At 54.9% G+C, this 21852-nt stretch carries 23 protein-coding genes; 8 read left to right on the forward strand and 15 right to left on the reverse strand.

Annotated elements, in window-relative coordinates:
- Window positions 1–3: 3 nt before the first annotated feature.
- Window positions 4–552 carry a GNAT family N-acetyltransferase gene (locus tag AAIR21_RS03320; RefSeq protein ID WP_050736792.1) on the forward strand — a complete coding sequence of 183 codons (549 nt, stop codon included), beginning with the start codon at window positions 4–6 and terminating at the stop codon, window positions 550–552.
- Here the strand turns inward: AAIR21_RS03320 and AAIR21_RS03325 are convergent.
- The 9 genes from AAIR21_RS03325 to sad all read right to left on the reverse strand — a co-directional run bounded on the left by AAIR21_RS03325 (window position 540) and on the right by sad (window position 10909).
- Window positions 540–1454, reverse strand: a complete 915-nt coding sequence (locus AAIR21_RS03325) for a bestrophin family protein (RefSeq protein ID WP_113656219.1) — start codon at window positions 1452–1454, stop codon at window positions 540–542. The genes AAIR21_RS03320 and AAIR21_RS03325 overlap by 13 nt on opposite strands.
- A gap of 202 nt (window positions 1455–1656) precedes the next feature.
- Window positions 1657–3108: a tagaturonate reductase gene (locus AAIR21_RS03330; RefSeq protein ID WP_434679952.1), complete on the reverse strand. Its 1452-nt coding sequence runs from the start codon at window positions 3106–3108 to the stop codon at window positions 1657–1659.
- A 117-nt stretch (window positions 3109–3225) separates the two neighbouring features.
- Window positions 3226–3753: a GNAT family N-acetyltransferase gene (locus tag AAIR21_RS03335; RefSeq protein ID WP_044860087.1), complete on the reverse strand. Its 528-nt coding sequence runs from the start codon at window positions 3751–3753 to the stop codon at window positions 3226–3228.
- Window positions 3754–3835: 82 nt separating this feature from the next.
- Complete coding sequence (locus AAIR21_RS03340; protein ID WP_014170057.1) at window positions 3836–4801, reverse strand: sensor domain-containing diguanylate cyclase; 966 nt, start codon at window positions 4799–4801, stop codon at window positions 3836–3838.
- A 109-nt stretch (window positions 4802–4910) separates the two neighbouring features.
- Window positions 4911–6356 (reverse strand): sensor domain-containing diguanylate cyclase, encoded by a 1446-nt coding sequence (locus AAIR21_RS03345; RefSeq protein ID WP_044859120.1) that lies wholly within the window; start codon window positions 6354–6356, stop codon window positions 4911–4913.
- Between the two features lie 113 nt (window positions 6357–6469).
- Window positions 6470–6826 (reverse strand): DUF4186 domain-containing protein, encoded by a 357-nt coding sequence (locus AAIR21_RS03350; protein WP_063156408.1) that lies wholly within the window; start codon window positions 6824–6826, stop codon window positions 6470–6472.
- Complete coding sequence (gene glsB / locus AAIR21_RS03355) at window positions 6826–7752, reverse strand: glutaminase B (RefSeq protein ID WP_113656218.1); 927 nt, start codon at window positions 7750–7752, stop codon at window positions 6826–6828. The genes AAIR21_RS03350 and glsB overlap by 1 nt, the downstream gene beginning before the upstream one ends.
- A 62-nt stretch (window positions 7753–7814) precedes the next feature.
- The gene (locus AAIR21_RS03360; protein ID WP_040017476.1) at window positions 7815–9404 is read right to left on the reverse strand and encodes a methyl-accepting chemotaxis protein; all 1590 of its coding nucleotides are present in this window, start codon (window positions 9402–9404) and stop codon (window positions 7815–7817) included.
- A gap of 116 nt (window positions 9405–9520) precedes the next feature.
- A complete protein-coding gene (gene sad / locus AAIR21_RS03365; protein ID WP_041162600.1) occupies window positions 9521–10909 on the reverse strand; it encodes a succinate-semialdehyde dehydrogenase in 1389 nt (462 codons plus the stop codon).
- 99 nt (window positions 10910–11008) lie between these two features.
- Between sad and ptrR the strand changes: the two genes are divergently transcribed.
- Window positions 11009–11887 carry a putrescine utilization regulator PtrR gene (gene ptrR / locus AAIR21_RS03370; protein ID WP_014170051.1) on the forward strand — a complete coding sequence of 293 codons (879 nt, stop codon included), beginning with the start codon at window positions 11009–11011 and terminating at the stop codon, window positions 11885–11887.
- Here the strand turns inward: ptrR and AAIR21_RS03375 are convergent.
- Window positions 11841–12323, reverse strand: coding sequence for a GNAT family N-acetyltransferase (locus tag AAIR21_RS03375; RefSeq protein WP_183516358.1), 483 nt, complete (start codon window positions 12321–12323; stop codon window positions 11841–11843). The two genes, ptrR and AAIR21_RS03375, sit on opposite strands and share 47 nt — an antisense overlap.
- 61 nt (window positions 12324–12384) lie before the next feature.
- A complete protein-coding gene (locus tag AAIR21_RS03380; protein ID WP_251884459.1) occupies window positions 12385–13296 on the reverse strand; it encodes a LysR family transcriptional regulator in 912 nt (303 codons plus the stop codon).
- A 92-nt stretch (window positions 13297–13388) separates the two neighbouring features.
- On the opposite strand from AAIR21_RS03380, the gene AAIR21_RS03385 reads away from it, so the two are divergent.
- Complete coding sequence (locus AAIR21_RS03385) at window positions 13389–14351, forward strand: NmrA/HSCARG family protein (RefSeq protein ID WP_183516360.1); 963 nt, start codon at window positions 13389–13391, stop codon at window positions 14349–14351.
- Between the two features lie 51 nt (window positions 14352–14402).
- Here AAIR21_RS03385 and AAIR21_RS03390 read toward each other — a convergent pair whose 3' ends face one another.
- The gene (locus AAIR21_RS03390) at window positions 14403–15203 is read right to left on the reverse strand and encodes a PhzF family phenazine biosynthesis protein (protein ID WP_108648283.1); all 801 of its coding nucleotides are present in this window, start codon (window positions 15201–15203) and stop codon (window positions 14403–14405) included.
- 27 nt (window positions 15204–15230) lie between these two features.
- Window positions 15231–16019: a PhzF family phenazine biosynthesis protein gene (locus tag AAIR21_RS03395; RefSeq protein WP_044866924.1), complete on the reverse strand. Its 789-nt coding sequence runs from the start codon at window positions 16017–16019 to the stop codon at window positions 15231–15233.
- 177 nt (window positions 16020–16196) lie between these two features.
- On the opposite strand from AAIR21_RS03395, the gene AAIR21_RS03400 reads away from it, so the two are divergent.
- Window positions 16197–17393 (forward strand): sugar transporter, encoded by a 1197-nt coding sequence (locus tag AAIR21_RS03400; protein WP_020884157.1) that lies wholly within the window; start codon window positions 16197–16199, stop codon window positions 17391–17393.
- Between the two features lie 58 nt (window positions 17394–17451).
- Here the strand turns inward: AAIR21_RS03400 and AAIR21_RS03405 are convergent, their stop codons facing one another.
- Entirely contained in the window at window positions 17452–18117 is a 666-nt protein-coding gene (locus tag AAIR21_RS03405) for a MarC family NAAT transporter (protein ID WP_014170045.1), read from the reverse strand.
- Between the two features lie 256 nt (window positions 18118–18373).
- Between AAIR21_RS03405 and marR the strand changes: the two genes are divergently transcribed.
- From marR to marB, 3 genes are read left to right on the forward strand one after another with little or no spacing between them, the layout of a single operon-like run.
- Window positions 18374–18808: a multiple antibiotic resistance transcriptional regulator MarR gene (marR, locus tag AAIR21_RS03410; protein WP_020884159.1), complete on the forward strand. Its 435-nt coding sequence runs from the start codon at window positions 18374–18376 to the stop codon at window positions 18806–18808.
- 20 nt (window positions 18809–18828) lie between these two features.
- Window positions 18829–19209: an MDR efflux pump AcrAB transcriptional activator MarA gene (gene marA, locus AAIR21_RS03415; protein WP_008502237.1), complete on the forward strand. Its 381-nt coding sequence runs from the start codon at window positions 18829–18831 to the stop codon at window positions 19207–19209.
- Between the two features lie 32 nt (window positions 19210–19241).
- Window positions 19242–19460: a multiple antibiotic resistance protein MarB gene (gene marB, locus AAIR21_RS03420; RefSeq protein ID WP_014170042.1), complete on the forward strand. Its 219-nt coding sequence runs from the start codon at window positions 19242–19244 to the stop codon at window positions 19458–19460.
- A 38-nt stretch (window positions 19461–19498) separates the two neighbouring features.
- On the opposite strand, the gene eamA is transcribed toward marB, so the two are convergent.
- Window positions 19499–20398: an O-acetylserine/cysteine exporter gene (gene eamA / locus AAIR21_RS03425; protein WP_020884160.1), complete on the reverse strand. Its 900-nt coding sequence runs from the start codon at window positions 20396–20398 to the stop codon at window positions 19499–19501.
- A 247-nt stretch (window positions 20399–20645) separates the two neighbouring features.
- Between eamA and ydeE the strand changes: the two genes are divergently transcribed.
- Window positions 20646–21839, forward strand: coding sequence for an efflux MFS transporter YdeE (ydeE, locus tag AAIR21_RS03430; RefSeq protein WP_025204210.1), 1194 nt, complete (start codon window positions 20646–20648; stop codon window positions 21837–21839).
- Window positions 21840–21852 lie beyond the last annotated feature (13 nt).

The following is a 21852-nucleotide window of genomic DNA, read 5'->3' on the forward strand; positions in this document are numbered from 1 at the left end:
CGGATGACAATACCGACGCTAACGACAGAACGCCTGTTACTTATTCCCCTGGTCGCGGAAGATGCCGTCCAGATACAGCGGCTTTATCCGCGCTGGGAAATCGTTCGCTATATGGTCTCCTCAGTACCCTGGCCCTACCCGGATAACGGCGCGGAGTATTATGTTAATAACGTTGCATTGCCGGATATGGAAAAAGGCATTGCCTGGTTCTGGAGTATTCGACGTCGCGAGGCACCGGATGAGCTGATGGGGATTATCTGCCTGTACGATGTCGAAGATAACAACCGTGGGTTCTGGCTGGCGCCGGAGTTTCAGGGTAAGGGATACATGCGTGAGGCCAGTATTGCGGCGACGGATTATTGGTTTAACACCCTGAACAAGCCGGTGTTGCGTGCGCCAAAAGCGGCTGCTAACAGCCGCTCCCGCCGTATTTCAGACAGTAGCGGCATGCGGCTTATCAGGACAGAAAAGAAAGCGTACGTCAGCGGCATGCTGGATTCCGAACTGTGGGAAATCACCCGTGACGAATGGAATGCCCGTCAGGTCAGTTGATAATACTTATCCGGTAACAGTCTTTCGGGGATCTCTTCTTCATCGTTCATCTGCAACAGGTCACGTTCCATCATGTTGCAGATGGCGTCCAGCGGCAGGTCGTTATCTTCGGTACCAAACGGGTCTTCCAGCTCTTCCGCCAGCGTATCCAGCGAGATAAAGGTGTAAGAAATCAGCGCCGACACAAAAGGCGTCATGTAGTGCAGATCGACGACCAGCGCGAACGGCAGCATGATGCAGAACAGATACACCGTACGATGAAGGATCAGCGTGTAAGCAAACGGTACGGGTGTCGTCAAAATACGCTCGCAACCCGACAGGACGATGGACATGTCGTTCAGCCGGTTGTTGAGACTGTGGAACAGGATATCTGAGAGCTCGCCATTGCGACGCCTGACGGCAAGCCACTCCCCCATGATCAGTAAAATACGGTTCGCCGGCGAGTTGGCGTTCATCACCTTGCGTAAATCATCTTCCGGAAGATAACGGGAAAGTTGTTCGGCGTTCGTTTCCCGGCGCAGGGTCATGCGCAAACAGTTGGCAAAGGCAATCTGCAGGCGGACAAACTCGCCGAGATGTTTATCGTCCGGCAAGGTGTTTTTTACCTCGCGAAACAGAGAGCGTGCCGCTATCATCAGTTGCCCCCAAAGCTGGCGCGCCTCAACGTAGCGGGAATAGCAGGCGTTGTTTCGGAAACCGAGAAAGATAGCGATCGCCACACCGAGAATGCTAAATGGCGCAACGGTAAATTTGATGCCAAGGGACGTGTACCACGGCAGCATCAGGATCACGGCGATAGAAAGCATGAAGTTGAGTAGCAAGCGGGTATAGATTTTTGGCAGTACCGAGCCATGCCAGACAAAGATGAGTTGTAACCAGTGTTGTTTAGGACGAACAATCATAGTGAGTTTCAGGAAAGAAAAAGAGCGTGGCTATTAAACGTGATCCCCCTCACGGTTGCAAGCATGTTAATAAAACATTGAATTTTCTGGCCTGGCTAGCCTAAACCGCACGGTGTCAGAGGTGTTTTTTAAAAACAGAGCAAATAGTATGTTGTAACTAATAAGATTCCCATTAAAACCCGGCCGAAGCCGGGCAACGGTGTTAGCAGAGCGGTTTAACGGCCGTACGCATTCCTTGAAGCAGAATAGCATCCAGATCCCGCGTAACCTGCTCGACCAGGCCGTTAACCTGCGTAAGATCTTGCTCCCAGTGTTCACTCACGCTCAGAACCGATTTTACCAGTTGGCGGGTAGTGATCTGGCGATCGTGATGCTGTGTCCACAGCTGCTGGAAACGCGCCAGCCAGTGCGCGTCGTCCTGTACCGGGTAACTTTCCCCGTTACGCTCCCCGCGATAAAACGCAATCAGTGCCGCTAAAGCAAACGTCAGTCGCGCAGGCAATGACCCGGTTGCTTTCTGCCCTGCCAGCAGCTGCGGCAGAATGCGGGTGCGGTACTTGGTCATCCCGTTGAGGGCAATCGACAGCAGCTGATGCCGGATGTAAGGGTTACGGAAACGGCCCGTTACCGCACTGGCGAACGATTCCAGCTCATCACGCGGCAAATCCAGTACCGGAATAATTTCCTCATAGATAGCTTTTTCGACAAAAGCACACACGTCAGCATCGTTCATCGCCTCGCCTACCGTGTCCAGCCCGGCCTGGAAGGCTACCGGTACCAGCGCCGTGTGCGCACCGTTCAGAATGGCGACTTTACGCTCTTTGTAAGGCCGGATGTCATCCACGATCAATACGTTGAGCGGGAACTTATCAAGACGCAGTTCGCTGGCAAGGGAGTCAGGGCCCTGAATCACAAACAGATAGAAGTGTTCGGCGGTATCCAGGAACCCGTCCTGATAACCCAGTTCAGCCTGCAGGGCGGCCACTTCGTCACGCGGGTAACCCGTTACAATGCGGTCAACCAGGGTCGAGCAGAAGCAGTTGGCATCGTTCAACCATTCAGTAAAGGCCGTCGGCAGCGCCCACTCCTGCGCGTAGCGCAGCACCAGTTCCCGCAGCGCATCCCCGTTGTAGTCAATCAGTTCACACGGAATGATGACCCAGCCTTTGTCTGGCGCACCGTTAAAATGACTGAAACGCTCGAAGAGCAATCGCGTCAGTTTCGCCGGGTAGCTGACGGCAGGCGCATCTTCAAAGGTGTCGCCCGCGTGATAACCGATCCCGGCTTCCGTGGTATTCGAGAACACAAAGCGCATCTCCGGGTTATGAGCCAGCCTGAGGAACGCATCGTATTCATTATAAACGTTGATTTCGCGGTTAACGGAACGGATAAGACGTGCATCGCTCACCGCATCGCCCTTCTCGCTCAGGCCGCGAATGATCGTGGTATACAGTCCATCCTGCGTATTCAGCGACGGCGGAAAATCACTTTGAATGGGACGAACGACCACCACACCGGCGTTGAGATCGGTATGTTCGTTTAACAGGTCGATTTGCCAGTCGATAAACGCCCGCAGGAAATTGCCTTCACCAAACTGAATGATACGTTCCGGATAGTGTGGACCGGGAAAATCATGACGGTTAAGTGTGTTCACAATGGGTTCCTTTTATAATTAGTCATACAGCCTGATAAGATTGGTACGATAACTTATCAAAACTTTACGACCGGGAACCCTGTTTTGATCAATTCATGATGGAGTTGTGAAAAATAATTATAAGAACTTATAGAACACGGAGGTGGCGGTCATCGCGCCATCCGGCATCAATGCATAGCGCGGGATCTCCCCCACTTTTTGCCAGCCAGCTCGCTGGTAGAACGTCTCGGCACCGCTGCCGGTGGACGTATCCAGTACCAGGACCGAAATGCCTCTGGCTCTGGCCTGAACTTCAAGTTCTTCCATCAGGGCCATTGCCGCCCCTTTACGGCGCGCTTTTTCATGGACCAGCAGTTTTGCCACATCCGCGCGATGCGGCTGATTCTCCGGCTGATCGGTGATCAACTGTACCGTGCCGATAACACCGTCCTGCGGATCGATACTGGCCAGCACAAGACGTTCATTGCGTCCCACGCTCTCAGCAATACCGCGCCAGAAAGCACGTGCTTTTTCCGGGCTAAAGGGCAACATAAAACTGACGGATGCGCCGCCGTTAACGCAGTTTTCGAGGATCGCGGACAACGCATCGAGGTGGGTGAGGATCTCTTCCCGGGTGAGTTTTTTGATGTGCAGTGAGGTATTCATTGTTTTTCCTTACGTTGAATACCGTCACTGTGCAATTAACATCTTATTAACGCAAACGGATCGATCATAGGCTTTTGTTATGTCATCTTTCGCGGTGGCGTTGCTGCTTCATGGCATACATCTTTTCATCGGCCTCTTTTAGCCACTGCTGGAGGTCATGACCATTGTGGTCGAATTCACTGAGGCCCCACGAGAACAGAAGCGACCACGGATGCAGTTTGCGGGCATTATAATTTTCGACCTGCTCGGCCAGATACTGCATCGCAATCCAGGCCCCCTGCTCATCCGTATCGGCGAACAGCACGGCAAACTCATCCCCGCCAAAGCGAACCAGCAGATCCGCCTCACGGAAGGAGGAACGCATCAGTTGCGCCATCACGTTCAGCGCCTTATCGCCTTCCTCGTGGCCGTAGCGATCGTTTATCTCCTTAAAGCGATCCAGATCCAGCCAGCCGAGGGTTAACGGCTCTGCACGGCGTCGGGCGACGGACAGGGTAAACCGAACGAGCTGATTAAAGCCCCGACGGTTGAATAAGCCCGTCAGCTCATCGGTTGTCGCCGCACTGACGGCGGCAAATTCATCTTCTGCCAGCGCGCCCAGGTCTCCCAGCACGGCAAGATCGGCCGCCGTAAACTCGCGCGGAGAATAATCAATCAGGCAAAGCGATCCGACGCTCGCGCCGTCGCGCAGACGAAGCGGGAAACCAGCGTAGAAACGAACGCCGGGCTCACCGGCCACCAGCGGATTATCGGCAAAGCGGTCATCCTGACGCATGTCCCCCACCACCAGCGGCGCTTCGCTGAGGATCGTATGGCCACAAAATGAGATATTGCGCGGGACAGAGTCCGGTGCCTGGCCATCCGCTGACTTCACGATCAGCGAATGCTCATCGATAAGATTGACCATCGCCAGCGGCACCTGGAAAAAGCGTTTTGCCAGACGCGTCAGGCGGTCAAAGGCCGGCGAACTGTCGATTTCAAGCAGGCCTGATTCGCGCAGCGAGTTCAGACGTTCCGTTTCGTTTTCAGGGGTTGCAGGTGTTTTCATAACGTCTCCTGACGCAAGCTTTACTAAAAGCGTAGCTTAAACAGAGACATTGTCAGTGTACGAATATCCTGTTCAGACGCTATTTGTTAACGTCACTGGCTCATGACGACTAATGCAGTGATGTTTCGCTGCCGGACGTTGCAGTAACCTGCTCATCCGACAGCCGGGCGCTGGTCCGATTTCGCCCCGCTTTCTTTGAACGATAGAGATGATCGTCCGCTTCAGCCATCAGCTTATTAAAGACCTCCGTCAACTGCCATGACTCAGATTTACCGCTGCCCAGGCCAATGCTGACGGTCAGATACAGCGTCTGCTGGCGCCAGGTAAACGGATGATGTGCGACGGTGGTTCGAATGCGTTCAGCCAGTTCAAAACCGTGCTGCGCATCCCCGGAGTTCACGACCACCGCGAACTCTTCTCCGCCCATTCGCGCTACCATACCGTCCTCACCGACAACCTGCTGAACCTGCCGGGCAAAGGCCGCCAGTACGCGGTCACCGCACTCGTGACCGTAGTTATCATTGATGCTTTTGAAGTAATCGATATCCAGCAGCATGACGGTTAAAAAACGCGAATGCCGGTGCGCCTCTTCTTGTTTTAACGCTTCATAAAGCCCGGAGCGGGAATAGACATGCGTCAGAAAATCATAATCTGCCCGCAGTGACACCTGACGAATCAGTGAATTAATGGCCGCCACGCTGACGGAGACCATCACCGGACAAATAGCCATGGTGGCAATGCCCAGCCGGGCTGAGAACATCATCGGGGTCGAAAGCGGTGTCGCAACGGCAATATTGATAATGGAGTTGGCAACCAGAATGATCTCAACGGCACCCGTGAGAAACGTCAGTAAACAGGTGACGGGCAGCGGGTAGCGTACCGCACACCAGATAAGCGCCGGCAGCGGGAAACAGAGGCTCCCCGCGCCGCCAATCACCACCGACGCCACCACCGAGACAATCAACGCCATAACCGGGAACAGCTGCTCCAGACGTAACTGAATATCACGCACGGGCAGGCTAATCGTCAGCATACACGGCACAATCAGCACCCCCGTTGAAAACTGCTCGCTAAACCAGTCGGCAAACAGCGGCCAGAAGGTGTGACTGTCGATACCGACCGACCCCACCGCGCCAAGCAAGGCACACAGCAGCGCGGCAATCAGGCAGTAGTTAAACAGACGCAGCGCATTAAGCGGATCGGGGGTTTTCATCAGCCGTTTATCACGCAGAACCAGTATGGCGACCACGACGATAAAAATCATATTCGACAGGTTAATCACCAGCGAGGCCATTCCCCAGCTGGTGGTGACCGCGTCGTACATCAGCATGGCAACATACGCGACCGCGTAGTTATGCAGACGATTCAGATAAGCATAACGGGCGAATACTCCCGCCATAACGCCATTCAGTGGCCAGAACAGCGACAACGCTTCAACCAGACGCAATTCAGCACCCACAAAATAGAATAAGGTGGTCAGAATAAAGATCCACGACGCATTACGCAGCGGAGTATCGGGTTGAAAAAACCTGAAGGCAGAGAGAGCAGAACGCATTAAATATCATTCCGTATAATAACTTATGGCGATTATGTCGATCGTCAGCAGGATCTGAACTAACTTAACCTGCATCTATAACACAAATACAACAGGATCATAACTCGTCAAATTTAGGCGTTCATCTGCAGCACCAGCCAGTGGTGGATCACGCTGACAATATAATGCTGTTGCTGCGCGCTGAGCTGAACACCCTGCGGAATGTTATGCCACTTTGCCAGACAGCCACGACAACAGGTGGCGGTGGCATGCTGAGCGATAAACACCGGATGACCGCGCATGGGCGTCTGTTTTCCGTCATTGTTGGGATGGGCCGGTGCAAGACGCCGGGCAATAAAATCGGCGGCGTGCTGGTCAATGGTTTCGGCACCTTTGTCCCAGCAGTACTGCCGTTCCTTCGTGCCCAGGCGAAAGCGCGAACGAAAAGGCGATCGCGCCAGGCGGGCAAAAAGCGGATCCAGGGTCGACATCAGTATACGGAACGTCCCAGACGTTGGGTCAGTTTCTCCAGAATTGCCACACCGGCAAGTGAATTTCCCGTTTCATCCAGCTCCGGGCTCCAGACGGCAATCGCCATTTCGTGAGGCACGATTGCCACCACCCCGCCGCCGACACCCGATTTGGCCGGAAGACCGACGCGCCAGGCAAACTCTCCGGCGTTCTGATACATCCCGCTGGTCGCCATCAGGGCATTCACCTGACGCGCCTGCATGGGCGAGACAACATCTTGCGCGAGGTGCGGCGCATGCCCCTGATGGGCGAGGAACAAGAATGTCTGTGCCAGTTCAACACAGCTCATTTCCAGCGCGCAGTAATGAAAATAGTTTTGCAGCACGGTGGCGACATCGTTATGGAAGTTACCAAACGATTTCATGAGCCAGGCGATAGCCGCGTTACGGGCGGAGTGTTCAAACTCCGAGCGCGCCACCACCGCATTGTAGGCAATATCCGCGACGCCCGAGAGCTGACGGACAATTTCAAGCATACGCTGGCGAGGGGCGCTGAGACGGCTTTGCAGCATATCGCAAACCACCAGCGCACCGGCATTGATAAACGGGTTACGCGGCTTACCCTGTTCAATTTCGAGCTGAAGCAGTGAGTTGAAAGGCTGCCCGGACGGATCTTTCCCCACGCGATGCCAGATTTCGTCTTCCTCATACTGGCGCATGGCCGCAACCAGACTGAGTACTTTTGAAATGGACTGAATTGAAAAACGCTCGGTTGCGTCACCGGCCTGGTAACGCTGCCCGTCTACCGTACAAATGGCAATACCCAGCTTATTCCCGCTGACTGAGGCAAGGGCCGGAATATAGTCGGCAACCTTCCCTTTTCCAATTAACGGACGAACCTGCGACAGAATCTCGTCCAACATCTCATTATGGATGACCGCAGCCACACTTTGCTCCTTGCCCTCAGGCTAAAACGGGCTGCGAGTATAACAGAGGCTTATATGTTGCGTCAGGCGCTAAGACGAAAACGCGAAACCGCCTGCAATAAAAGATCGGATTGCTTATGCAGCCGTTCAGAGGCATCCGACGCGTCAGACACCAGCATGTCGGTCTGACGGGAAACCTGATTTAACGCCTGAAGCTGCCGCGTCATTTGATGAATGCTCTCCCCCTGGCTCAGGGTCGCGACCGAGATCTCATTCAGCAGACTGCTTAAATTAGCCACCAGCCCGATCACCTGCTGCAGATTATCTTCCAGCAGGTTAACGGCCCGGGAACCATCTTCGATGCCCTGCAAAGAGTGATTGATCAGCGCCTGAATAGTCTGCGTCGAGTGGCTGCTCTTTCTGGCCAGCAGCCCCACTTCCCGGGCGACAACGGCGAACCCGCGCCCGTGGTTCCCCGCATGGGCGGCCTCGATGGCCGCATTCAGTGCCAGAATGTTGGTCTGAAACGCCACGCTGTCGATCATCGCCACGATCCCGCGCATCTCTGACGATCGGTCAACGATCGCCTGCATGGAGGCATTGACGGTTGTCATCATCCGATCGCCACCCGCGGCTACCTGGCGCGCCTCGTCCGCCCTGGAGCTGGCGAGTTTTGCATAACCTGTATTCCCTTCCACGTGGTTTTCCAGTGCGGCGATGTGTGTCGTCACATCTTCAAGCTCTTTCGCCTGACGAGCCGACTGCAGATACAGCTTCTGGTTGCCCTGTGCCAGCGAGCCTATATTTTCAACCATTGCGTGGGTGGCATTGCTGACCTGGGTCACCAGTTCCTGCAGTCCGTGCTGCAGGGTGGAAACACTGTCGCTCAACTGTCCGATCTCCTTGTTAAAGCGCAGTACGCCCGGCGGTGTACCGGACAGGTCTCCTGCCGCCAGCTGGTTAATGTGAGCAATCAACCGTCGCAGCGGCGTAATGACCCAGCGGGACATGCCGAACCATACCAGAATGGCGATGGCAAGCAGCAGAACCGGTGCAATCAGGAAGAGCGTTTGCAGGCCAGAGAGTTGCGCCATCAGACTCTGGCGGCCCTGCATCGCCTGCTTCTCGCTGGCCTGCTGATAGCGGGCATAGTTTTCGTTGAAGTCAGTCTGAAAAGCCTGGGCAGGTACGGCAAAAAAGGCGTCGATCGTGTTGGTCTTGATGAGCCCTTCCGCCTGCTCCTTGATGGCACCGTAGAAAAGCTGGTAGCTGGTGATCAGGGCGTCATCTTTTGGCGGATTGAGCGCCAGCCAGGCGTTCCAGGCCTGCTGAGAAACCGTCAGCGACGCCTGAGCTTCGTCCATCAGGCTGTGCCAGCTTCCTTCAGAGCCGGTCTCTTTATCCTGCATAAACCAGACGCCGGAGCGGTTAAGCAGATCGCTTGCTGCCAGCAGAGACACGCGGGCCAGATCCAGTTTGCTCTGTTGCTGGTATGCCAGCAGATTTTGCTGCTCGTTGCGCTGAGCATCTTTCAGGGAAGCATTGAGCAAAAATGAAGAGGAGAGTTGCAGTGCGGAGAAAAGACCAATAATACAGAAAATACCGGTCAGCAGGCCAAACTGACGAGGGATGAGGCGCTGCGCAATACGGCGAAAAATTTGCGTTAGGTTCATAATTTTCTTCAGTAACAAGACGTTAGACGCGTGCGAGTCTACGAAACGAAAATGACAGAACCATTGCAGGAAAATGACAACGGCCTTCGTGCTGAAGGCCGTTATCGGAGAGCGAACTAGACTCTGTTCTTCCATACCGTCTGCACGTTACAGAACTCGTGCAGACCGAAGTGGGAAAGCTCACGACCAAAACCGCTCTTCTTCACGCCGCCAAAGGCCACGCGCGCATCGCTGGCGCTGAAACCATTGATGAACACCCCACCGCACTCCAGCTCACGGGAGAATTTCTCCGCCAGCGTATCGTTCGCGGTAAAGACGGTTGCGGACAGACCAAAGTCGCTGTCGTTAGCCAGCTGCAGGGCGTGCTCCGCGTCTTTCGCAACGCTAACCGCCGCAACCGGACCAAACAGCTCCTGACGAAATGCCGTCATGCTGGCAGTGACATTCCCCAGCACGGTCGGTGCATAGTAGTTACCTTCACCGGCGACTTTCTCCCCGCCAAGCAGCAGCGTGGCGCCTTCGGCCAGCGTGGCCTGCACCTGCTGATGCAGTTCATCGCGCAGGTCAAATCGCGCCATCGGGCCAATAAAGTTTTCTTCGCTATCCGGCGTCCCCATCTTCAGGGCCGCCGTCGCCTCGACAAAACGCTGGGTGAAAGCATCAGCGATGCCCTCTTCCACAATAAAGCGCTTAGCGGCGGCGCAAACCTGTCCGGTATTCTGATAACGTCCGGCCACGGCTGCTTTCACCGCCAGATCCAAATCAGCATCATTGAGCACAATAAACGGATCTGAACCGCCCAGCTCCAGGACGCATTTCTTCAGTGCTGCCCCTGCCTGCGCACCAATCGCCGCCCCCGCGCGCACGCTGCCGGTTACGGTTACGGCAGCAATACGACGGTCGTTGATCGCCTGGCTCACGCCCTCATTCGTGGCATTCACCCAGCCAAAGACACCCTGCGGAAAACCGGCGTCAGCAAATACCTGCGCAATAAGGTCAGCCGAGCCGAGTACGTTTGGCGCATGCTTGAGCAGATAGCTGTTCCCGGCCAGCAGGATGGGTACCGCGCCACGCAGTACCTGCCAGAGCGGGAAGTTCCACGGCATGACGGCAAGAACAGGTCCCAGCGGCCGGTATTCAATCACCGCGTTCTGGTTTTCTACCAGGGTCGGTTCAGGCTGCAGCATTGCCGGGCCGTGTTCCGCATACCAGTCGCAGAGGCTGGCGGATTTTGCCACTTCAGCACGCGCCTGCAAAATGGGTTTGCCCATCTCACGGGAGATCATTCGGGCCATCTCGTCTGCACGGTTTCGCAGCGCGCTGGCGAGATCGCGCAGCTTTTGCGCCCGGTCTGAAACGCTTACGCGTCTCCACTGACGAAAACCGGCATCAGCCTGCGCAATTGCGCGTTCAACGTCGTCGGTGCTCGCCCACGGATACGCCGCGAGCGTCTCACCGGTGGCTGGGTTAACAGAGAGGGCATGTGTAGCAGAGGAATAAGTCATGATGGTCTCCACGTAATAACGGTTGATTCATTGTGGCGCACTCTGCTATTTCTTAAAAATGAATAATACTAACCACCTTGTTCACGAATCGAGAATGGTATGGACTTAACTCAGCTTGAAATGTTTAACGCCGTGGCGCTCACCGGCAGCATCACCCAGGCAGCGCAAAAGGTGCATCGCGTTCCGTCGAACCTGACCACCCGCATCCGCCAGCTGGAGGCCGATCTTGGCGTTGAGCTGTTTATTCGTGAGAACCAGCGTTTACGTTTATCTCCCGCCGGGCATAACTTCCTGCGCTACAGCAAGCAGATCCTGGCGCTGGTCGATGAGGCACGAATGGTCGTCGCCGGTGATGAACCGCAGGGATTATTTGCGCTTGGCGCGCTGGAGAGTACCGCCGCCGTGCGTATTCCGGAAAGCCTGGCGCAGTTTAACCAGCGTTATCCACGTATCCAGTTTGCCCTCTCTACCGGGCCGTCCGGCACAATGATTGACGGCGTACTGGAGGGAACCTTAAGCGCCGCGTTTGTCGATGGCCCCCTTTCGCATCCGGAACTGGAAGGCATGCCGGTTTACCGGGAAGAGATGATGCTGGTCACGCCCGCCGGGCATGCAGAAGTGGCACGCGCCACGCAGGTAAGCGGCAGTGACGTCTACGCCTTTCGCGCAAACTGTTCGTATCGCCGACATCTGGAAAGCTGGTTTCACGCCGACAGAGCCACGCCCGGGCGTATTCATGAGATGGAGTCTTATCACGGCATGCTCGCCTGCGTCATCGCGGGCGCCGGTATCGCGCTGATGCCTCGCTCGATGCTGGAAAGTATGCCAGGCCACCATCAGGTGGAAGCCTGGCCGCTGGCAGAAAACTGGCGCTGGCTTACCACCTGGCTGGTCTGGCGCCGCGGGGCTATGACCCGCCCGCTGGAGGCTTTTATAGCGCTGCTAAACGAACGTCAACCACCAGTGCCTTCTCCATAAACAGGCTCAGCGGGTCATCAACATACGGCGGAAACGCCGGACGTTGCTCATAGCCGCACTGCTCATACAGACGGATGGCGGCATGTTGCCGGATGCCCGTTTCCAGGCGAAGCGTGTGGCAGTGACGGCTCAGGGCTTCATCTTCCAGCGCCGCCAGCAGCATCTCGCCGAGATGTTGCCCGCGATGAGCCGGATCGATATACACCCGTTTCATTTCACCGGTCCCGTCGCCGTTGAGCACCACGGCACCACACCCGACGGCATGAAGCTGCCGGTCCCGAATAATCATCAGGATCAGTGAGGCTGTCGGCAGTTCGGTCAGATCGAGCAGGTGGTTACTTTCAGCGGGATAGAGTTCGCTCTGATAGCGGTCAAGCGCGGCAATCAGATGCAAAATATCAGGGTGATGCGCAGATTCAGCGGTAATGGAATACATGGCGGGCTCCTTGTTGTTTTTATTTCAACATAGCGCAGCCCTGCACACGTGCTTCATACCGTTAACTTATATCAGCATTGCCGTTCAGGCTGACGAGGGTATCCCTTAACCAGCGATGTCCGGCGTGGTTATGGCTGCGTTCATGCCAGATAAGACTGACGTCAAACGTCTCTTTCAGCCAGGGGAGTTCCATCACGGTGAGCGGGTTAATGGTTCCCATAATTAATCGTCGGGGCACAAGTGCTACCAGATGACTCATCTGCACCATGCCGGGAACAAACAGAAATGATGCTGCAGACACCGCAACCTTACGTTGCAACCCTGACTCCGCCAGCATGACATCCAGCGGCGTGGTAAAACCGCCCCCCGAGGGGGACACGATAATATGCTCAAGTTTTGCGAACGCTTCCATTGTCAGTTGGTCGTTCAGTTCAGGATGCTGAGGGCGCCCGATAAGCACGTACGATTCGTCATAAAGATGTTGCGTTCTGAGCTGCGCCTGCGCAGGGTCTGGCGTGGCTATGGCAGCATCAACATCGCCTGAGCTCAGTTGATGGGCCAGCTGATGCGGATCGTAATTCCTGACAGCAATACGCACGCCGGGGGCAATCTCTTGCAGGGTCACAATCAGCGGCATAATGACCGCGGCCTGCACGTAATCAGTACAGGCCAGAGAGACCGTTAGCGAATCGTGCAGCGGATCAAAGTCCTCATGTGATTGCAGCGTATCCCGTATTTTTGCCAGCGCCCCGCCAAGCGTCGCCATCAGCTCAAGAGCTTTGGGGGTTGGCGTCATCCCCCTGCGCCCCGGGATCAATAACGGATCGTTAAACATCCCCCTCAGCCGGTTAAGCTGCGCGCTGACGGCAGGCTGGCTAAGACAAAGCCGGCTGGCGGCCCTGGTGACATTTTGCTCCGCGACCAGCGCTTCCAGAGTCAGCAGCAGGTTTACGTCAGGCTTTTTGGTATTCATAGGATGGATATCATGTAAGAAATAAATCGATTTCACGCTCGCCGCCCGCATTCCGATAATGCACTACCGCAACAACACAGAGCGAGAATGAAATGTCGTATGATAAAAAACCACTCATAACAGTTTTTGGTGCCACCAGTAAACAAGGACGTAGCGTAACCAGAACCCTGCTGCAAAGTGGGCGCTATCGGGTGCGTGCCTTAACGCAAAACACGGACTCTCCTGCGGCGAAACAGCTGGCGGAACGGGGCGCTGAACTGAGGCAAATCACCCTTCAGACGGGCAATGATGCGCATCTGATCGGGGCGTTTGCCGAGTCAGACGGAGCGTTTCTGATGACACCGGGTTTCATCCCCGTATCGACGCAGATGCCAACGGGTGAAACGGCGCTGGGCTACAGGCTTGCAGATGCCGCCGTCAACGCCGGGGTAAAACACCTTGTCTTCAGCAGTCTGGAAAACGTCGAGAGAATAACGGGCGGAACTCTATGGGCTCCTCATTTCAGCGATAAGGGCCGAATTGAAGAGTACATCCACACACTCCCCGTCAGCGCGTCGTTTATTCAACTGGCGTTCTTTTACACCAATCTGGCCGAATATTATCCGCCGCGTAAAGAAGGCGACGAGCTAATCTTTCCCCTCTATCTCCCGGAAGACGTTCGGGCGCCCTTTGTCGATCCGCTCACGGCAACCGGCCCTGCGGTGCTTGAGATGTTCGATAACCCCGAACACTACAACGGCATGACGTTACCCGTTGTCGGTGAGTGTCTTTCGCCGCGTGAGATGGTGGAAACCTTCACGGAGGTCACCGGCATAAAAGCCCGGTATCGCTCAGCCTACACGCGAGAAGCACTCCTTCACCACTTCCCCGATTTCGCAGACAACGCGGCACTGGTCAGTGAAATTACCGGCATGACGGAATATGCCGTGAACTACGGCTATTACGGAAAAGACCGGGATCTTACCTGGAGCAGAACCATAAACCCTGCCACCTTAACGTGGCGTGAATTTCTGATTGCGTCTGGCTGGCAGGGGGAAAAACGAACGTTTGATTAACGCAAGCCACCGTCATTCCCGATGATGAAATGACGGTGGCCCATTTCTGGCTTACATCGCCTGGCGTAAATAGATATGCCCTTTCAGATACAGGGTGGCCTGACCGCCGATTAACACCCGGTCCCCCGCCAGCTCACAGCGTAAATCCCCGCCCCGTCGCGAGACCTGGCGCGCGTTCAGCACGGTTTTGCCCAGCTTTTCGCTCCAGTAGGGAATCAACATGCTGTGAGTGGACCCCGTGACCGGATCTTCCGGCACCCCTTCTCCCGGACAGAAGAAGCGGCTGACGAAGTCATATTCATCGCCCGGTGCCGTGACGCAGACCATCTTATCCAGCGGAATCATTGCTGAGATATCCGGCGTAAGGGCCTCTACCTGCTGCTGGTTCTCCAGCACCACCATGTAGTCGCGCCCGACACGCACCTCTTTTGCCCGCTCAATGCCCAGCGCGCTCAACAGCAGCGCTGGCGGATTATCGACGACCTCCGTCGGCCAGGCCGGGAAGTTGAGCGTCAACCAGTCACCGCTGCGTTTTACCGTCAGCTCGCCGACGAAACGGGTGGTGAAGGTGATTTCCGTATGTGGATAATCAAGGTATTCGAAAATGACATGCGATGCCGCCAGTGTGGCATGTCCACACAGGTTAATTTCGTCAAGGGTAGTGAACCAGCGCAGCTCGAATCCGCCGTCAGTGCGTACGAAAAAGGCCGTCTCAGACTGATTGTGCTGTTGCGCCATGTTGAGCAGCGTCTCGTCCGGCAGCCACTCTTCCAGGGGACAAACCGCCGCTGCGTTGCCGCCAAACGCCCTGTCGCTGAAGGCATCGACCAAATAGAAATCAATTTCCTGCATTGTCTCTTCCTCTTTTGTTATGCTTATTTAGCGCAGAAAGACGGTGCCTTTCAGATACAGCGAGGCCTGCCCGCTCATCAGCACGCGTGAACCTTTCAGTTCGCAGCGCAGATCACCGCCACGAGCTGACACCTGGCGGGCAAACATCGCTGTTTTACCCAGTTTTTCACTCCAGTAGGGAATAAGCATTGTATGCGCGGATCCGGTGACCGGATCTTCCCAGACGGCAACTCCCGGTGAGAAAAAGCGGCTCACAAAATCATAATCCCCCTCTCCCCGCGCCGTCACGCTGACCTTATGTTCGCCAGGCGTCATTGCCGAGATATTCGGCGCAAGCGCCTCAACCTGCTGGCGGTTTTCCAGAACCACCACCCAGGCTCGCCCCTTACGGGCTTCAACGTAATGGCCGATCCCCAGCGCCGCAAGCATCGCCGGCGGGGGCGTCTCTTCCTGCGTCGGGCATGCCGGGAAGTCCAGCGTCATCCAGTCCCCTTCCCGGCTAACCGTCAGCTGGCCAGAGGCGGTATCAAAATGGATACGCGAGTCAGGATAGTTGAGTTCATTAAACAGGACGTACGCGGCTGCCAGTGTGGCATGTCCGCAAAGGTTGACTTCGGTAAGGGTGGTAAACCAGCGTAACTCAATTCCCGCTTTACTGCAGACGAAAAACGCCGTTTCCGACTGATTATGCTGCTGTGCCATTCTGAGCAGTGTCTCATCAGGCAACCATGCGTCTAACGGGCACACGGCCGCCGGGTTTCCACCAAAAGAGGCATTGCTGAACGCATCTACCAGATAAAAATCAATCTCCTGCATTGTCTTACCGCCTGTTTTTGTTGTGATGTTCTTTTATATTCAATGAAAACCATGCCCCCGGCTACCGCTTTTACCAGGTGAATTTTGAGATCTGCATCACATAATGGTTGAGTTTTCGCCGGTTGACGTTTTAAGATCGTCTCCTCTTCTTTTCAGCAACGAATCTCCGACATCGCTATGACAACGAACACAGTTACCCGCAGAGTCGCGTGGCTACGCGTGGTCACGCTGGCAATTGCCGCGTTTATTTTTAATACCACAGAATTTGTTCCGGTTGGGCTGTTGTCTGACATCGCTGAAAGTTTCCAGATGGAAACCGCGCAGGTGGGCATTATGTTGACCATCTATGCCTGGGTGGTGGCACTGATGTCACTGCCGTTTATGCTGCTGACCAGCCAGATGGAACGGCGAAAGCTGCTGATCGGGCTGTTTGCCCTGTTTATCGTCAGCCACGTCCTGTCGTTTCTGGCGTGGAACTTTACGGTGCTGGTCATCAGCCGCGTCGGTATCGCCTTTGCCCATGCCGTATTCTGGTCGATCACCGCGTCACTGGCCATCCGCCTGGCACCTGCGGGTAAACGCGCGCAGGCGCTGAGCCTGATAGCCACCGGCACGGCACTGGCTATGGTCCTGGGCCTGCCGATTGGCCGTATCGTTGGGCAATACTTTGGCTGGCGAACCACGTTCTTCGCTATCGGCATGGGGGCAATGATCACCCTGGTCTGCCTGATTAAACTGCTGCCGAAGCTGCCAAGCGAACACTCCGGCTCGCTGAAAAGCCTGCCGCTGTTAATGCGTCGTCCGGCATTGCTGAGTATCTATCTGCTGACGGTCATTGTGGTCACGGCACATTACACCGCCTACAGCTATATTGAGCCGTTCGTTCAGGTCGTGGCCGGCTTTAGCGCCAACTTTGCCACCGTTCTGCTGTTGATCCTGGGGGGCGCGGGCATTATTGGCAGTATTCTGTTTGGTAAGCTCGGCAATCAGCACGCGTCGGCGCTGGTCAGCAGCGCCATTGGTTTACTGCTGGCGTGCCTGGTGTTACTCATGCCAGCGGCGGGCAGCGAGGGTCATCTGGCCGTCCTGAGCCTGTTCTGGGGAGTGGCGATCATGATTATCGGTCTGGGTATGCAGGTGAAGGTGCTGGCCCTCGCCCCGGACGCAACGGATGTGGCGATGTCACTGTTCTCGGGGATTTTCAATCTTGGTATTGGCGCGGGCGCGCTGCTGGGAAATCAGATTAGCCTTCACGTGTCGATGTCGGCGATTGGCTATCTGGGTGCCATTCCGGCACTGGTGGCGCTCATCTGGTCCCTGCTCATCTTCCGTAAATGGCCGGTCGCACTGGAAGAACAGGCCCATCACGGGTAGACCGCAGTCAACGTAAAACGGCAACCGAGGTTGCCGTTTTGCATTACCGGGCGGGTGATTAATGGTACGTCTTAATAATCTCCAGCACGCCGTTGATAATAAACTGCACGCCCATACACACCAGTAAGAAGCCCATCAGGCGGGAAATCGCCTCAATACCGCCCTTACCGACCCAGCGCATGATCGCGCCTGAACTGCGCAAGGATGCCCATACGATGATACCAATCAGTGCAAAAATCAGCGGGGGCGCAACCGTGATGACCCAGTCCGGGAAGGTCGAACCATCCCGCACTGTTGACGCGGAGCTGATGATCATCGCAATCGTTCCTGGTCCCGCCGTACTTGGCATCGCCAGCGGGACAAAAGCAATATTCGCGCTGGGCTCGGTTTCCAGCTCTTCGGATTTGCTTTTGGCCTCAGGTGACTCATGCGCTTTCTGCGCAGGGAACAGCATACGGAACCCGATGAAGGCGACAATCAGTCCGCCGGCAATACGCAGACCCGGGATAGATATTCCGAAGGTGTTCATCACCAGCTGTCCGGCGTAGTAAGCCACCATCATGATGGCAAACACATAGACCGAGGCCATCATCGACTGATGGTTACGCTCGGCGCTGTTCATGTTCCCTGCCAGCCCCAGGAAGAGCGCAACCGTCGTTAGCGGGTTAGCCAACGGCAGCAATACCACCAGCCCCAGACCAATTGCTTTAATCAAATCCAACATAGTGCGTCGTTGTCCTTATCCATGTTTATCACCGCAATTATAGGGTGAAAGTGTGACGTTCAGCCATTCGCTCAACGTAACGATTATTTACGGTCATTAACGATAACCCTTCGTTATCTATTTGAATTGAAAGCATGCAAAAAAAGTTCATGAAACGTTTTAGCAATTCGTGGCATCCGCTGATCCATTCAGTTGACTTATACTTGCCTGAGCAATAATATCTGCCGTGACTAAACTACTTGCCAGGGCAACCATTGTGAAAAGCACCAGTGATCTCTTTAACGACATTATTCCGCTGGGTCGTCTTATTCATATGGTTAACCAGAAAAAAGATCGCCTGCTCAATGACTATCTGTCACCGCTGGATATCACCGCCACGCAGTTCAAAGTGCTGTGCTCCATTCGCTGCGAAGTGTGTATCACGCCGGTTGAGCTGAAAAAGGTGCTCTCTGTCGATCTGGGTGCGCTAACCCGCATGCTCGATCGTCTCGTTTGCAAAGGATGGATAGAACGAAGCCCTAACCCGAATGACAAACGCGGCGTCCTGGTGAAACTCACCAGCGATGGCGCGGCTATGTGCGAGCAATGTCATCAACTAGTAGGACAAACACTGCATCAGGAACTAACAAAAAACTTAACGGCAGATGAAGTGGCAACGCTTGAGCTTTTGCTTAAGAAAATACTGCCGTAAACAGAAAAAGAGGTATGACGATGTCCAGACGCAATACTGACGCTATTACTATTCATAGCATTTTGGACTGGATCGAAGATAACCTGGAATCGCCGCTCTCCCTTGAAAAAGTGTCAGAGCGTTCAGGTTACTCCAAATGGCACCTGCAACGGATGTTCAAAAAAGAGACCGGCCATTCATTAGGTCAATATATTCGCAGCCGCAAGCTGACGGAAATTGCCCAGAAGCTGAAAGAAAGCAATGAGCCGATCCTTTATCTGGCGGAACGTTACGGTTTTGAATCACAGCAAACCCTGACGCGTACGTTTAAGAACTACTTCGACGTGCCGCCTCACAAATACCGTATTACCAGCGTGCCGGGTGAATCCCGATACCTGTATCCACTAAAACATTGTAGTTAATCATCGCCTGTAAAGACGTAACCGAGGAAATCATGAAAGTTACAGCCTCCGCCGCCCTCGCCTTGCTGGTGCTGTTTTCCAGCCAGACCTTCGCGGAGCAAACCCCTCGTGCAACGCAGCAAAATAATCGTGACACGATGATTTTGCCGTCAGCACATGACCAGTCACCTTATGACTTCAACCACATGGGTGCTGGTAGTGACAAATCCGACGAGTTAGGCGTGCCTTATTATAATCAGCACAGCTTCTGATTCGTTTTTGCCCCGCGGATGCGGGGCTTTTTTTATGCTTATCCTCTTGCCCGCGTTACCCGACGCACGCGCAAACCAAACACGTTGATGTACAGCCCGGCCATGATCAGCACGGCCCCCAGCAGCTGCAGCGCACTCAGCTTTTCATCAAGCAACAGCGCGGCGCTGGCCAACCCTACCACCGGCACCAGCAGGGATAACGGCGCCACGCGCCAGGTTTCGTAGCGACCCAGCAGCGATCCCCAGATCCCGTAACCAATAATGGTGGCCACAAACGCCAGGTAGATCAGCGATAAAATGGTGGTGAGATCGATTTCCACCAGGCTTTTCAGCATCACGTCCGGCCCATCAAAAATGAGCGCCGCAACCATAAACGGAACAATGGGGATCAAGGCGCTCCAGACCACCAGCGACATCACCTTCGGGCGCGCCTCATGCTGCATAATCAGCTTGTTGAAGATATTCCCGCAGGCCCAGCTCAGCCCCGCTGCCAGCGTTAACATAAAGCCCAGTAACGCCACGTGCTGCCCGTTCAGGCTGGCTTCTATCAGCACCAGCACGCCGAACACCGCAAGGGTGATCCCCGCCAGCTGTTTACCCTGCAGACGCTCGCCAAAGACAAACGCCCCGAGAATGATGGTAAAGAACGCCTGAGCCTGTAACACCAGAGAAGCCAGACCGGCGGGCATCCCGAACTTAATGGCGCAGAACAGAAACGCGAACTGGCCAAAGCTGATGGTCAGGCCGTATCCCAGTAAGAGTCTGAACGGAATTTTCGGGCGCGCGACAAAGAAGAGCGCCGGGAAGGCCACCAGCAGAAAACGCAAACCGGCCAGCATGAGTGGGGGCATGTTATGCAACCCAAGCTTGATGACCACAAAATTCAGACCCCATACGATGACCACCAGCAACGCCAGCAGCCCGTCTTTTCGCGTCATACTCTGCCCCTGAATGATTAAATTTTTGTAAACACTTCAAGGTAACGAAAAAAACATGCCACGAGAAGATCATTATTTCTGGCAGTCAACTGAAGCACTTACGGATAAATTAGGTGCTATACAAGCCCCTTATGTCGTGATACTCCTGATATATACCTAAAATAATACACGTTGCAGGATGGCGGCGAGCGAGCGCGGCCAGAATCTCTGCGGCTCAAAATACCAAACGCAATTGTCAGGCAGGAATATGAAACCATCACTCAGGCGCTCAACCGCAGCGCTGCTGGCGTCGTCGTTATTATTAACCATTGGTCGTGGGGCAACGCTGCCGTTTATGACCATCTATCTCACGCGCGTATTTAATATGAGCGTTGAGAATATTGGTTATGCCCTGACCATTGCGCTTACCGTCGGTGTGGTATTCAGTATGGGGTTTGGCATCCTCGCCGATAAGTTTGATAAAAAGCGCTACATGCTGATTTCTATCGTCGCCTTTATTGCCGGGTTTGTTGCTATCCCGCTAGTGGATAACGTCACGCTGGTGGTGCTCTTCTTTTCCCTGATTAACTGCGCCTATTCGGTATTTTCAACGGTGCTTAAGGCCTGGTTTGCCGATGTGCTGACCTCGAGCCAAAAAGCGCGCGTTTTCTCGCTAAACTATAGCTTCCTGAACATTGGCTGGACGATCGGGCCGCCGGTGGGCACCTTACTGGTGATGTACAGCCTGCAGTTGCCGTTCTGGCTGGCCGCTTTTTGTGCCGCACTGCCGCTCGGTTTTATCCATTTCTTTGTGCAAAAAAGCGTTGCGCTCGATGCCACCGAAGAGAAAATGCCGTGGCAACCGTCAGTACTGCTTAAAGACCGCGCCCTCTTCTGGTACACCCTTTCCGGCCTGCTGGCGTCGTATGTGGGCGGGTCATTCGCCAGCTGTATTTCGCAGTACGTGCTGGCTGCGAATGCCGACAGCAACTTTGCGCAAAACGTGGTCGCCGTGGTGCTGCCGGTGAATGCTGCGGTGGTCGTCACCCTGCAATACGTTATCGGTCGCAAGATCTCCGCCACCAATATACGTCCGCTGATGACGGTGGGAACACTCTTCTTCGTCCTGGGTCTGGGCGGTTTTATGCTCTCCGGGGAAAACCTGGTCTACTGGGGCATTGCGGCAGCGGTGTTTACGCTGGGTGAGATTATCTATGCACCGGGCGAATATATGCTGATCGACAATATTGCCCCGCCGGGTATGAAAGCGAGTTACTTCTCTGCCCAGGCGCTGGGCTGGCTTGGGGCGGCGGCAAACCCGATGATCACCGGTATTATCCTTACCAACCTGCCGCACTGGTCACTGTTTGCGATCATGATGGTTGCCATCGTGATTGCCTGGCTGATGATTTTGCGCGGGATGAGCGTGAAGGCGTGGTGCGAAATGCCGAAAGTGGCTTAAGTCCTCAACGCCG

Source organism: Enterobacter sp. PTB, assembly GCF_051130085.1.
In the GTDB taxonomy this organism is placed as follows: Bacteria; Pseudomonadota; Gammaproteobacteria; order Enterobacterales; family Enterobacteriaceae; genus Enterobacter; species Enterobacter ludwigii.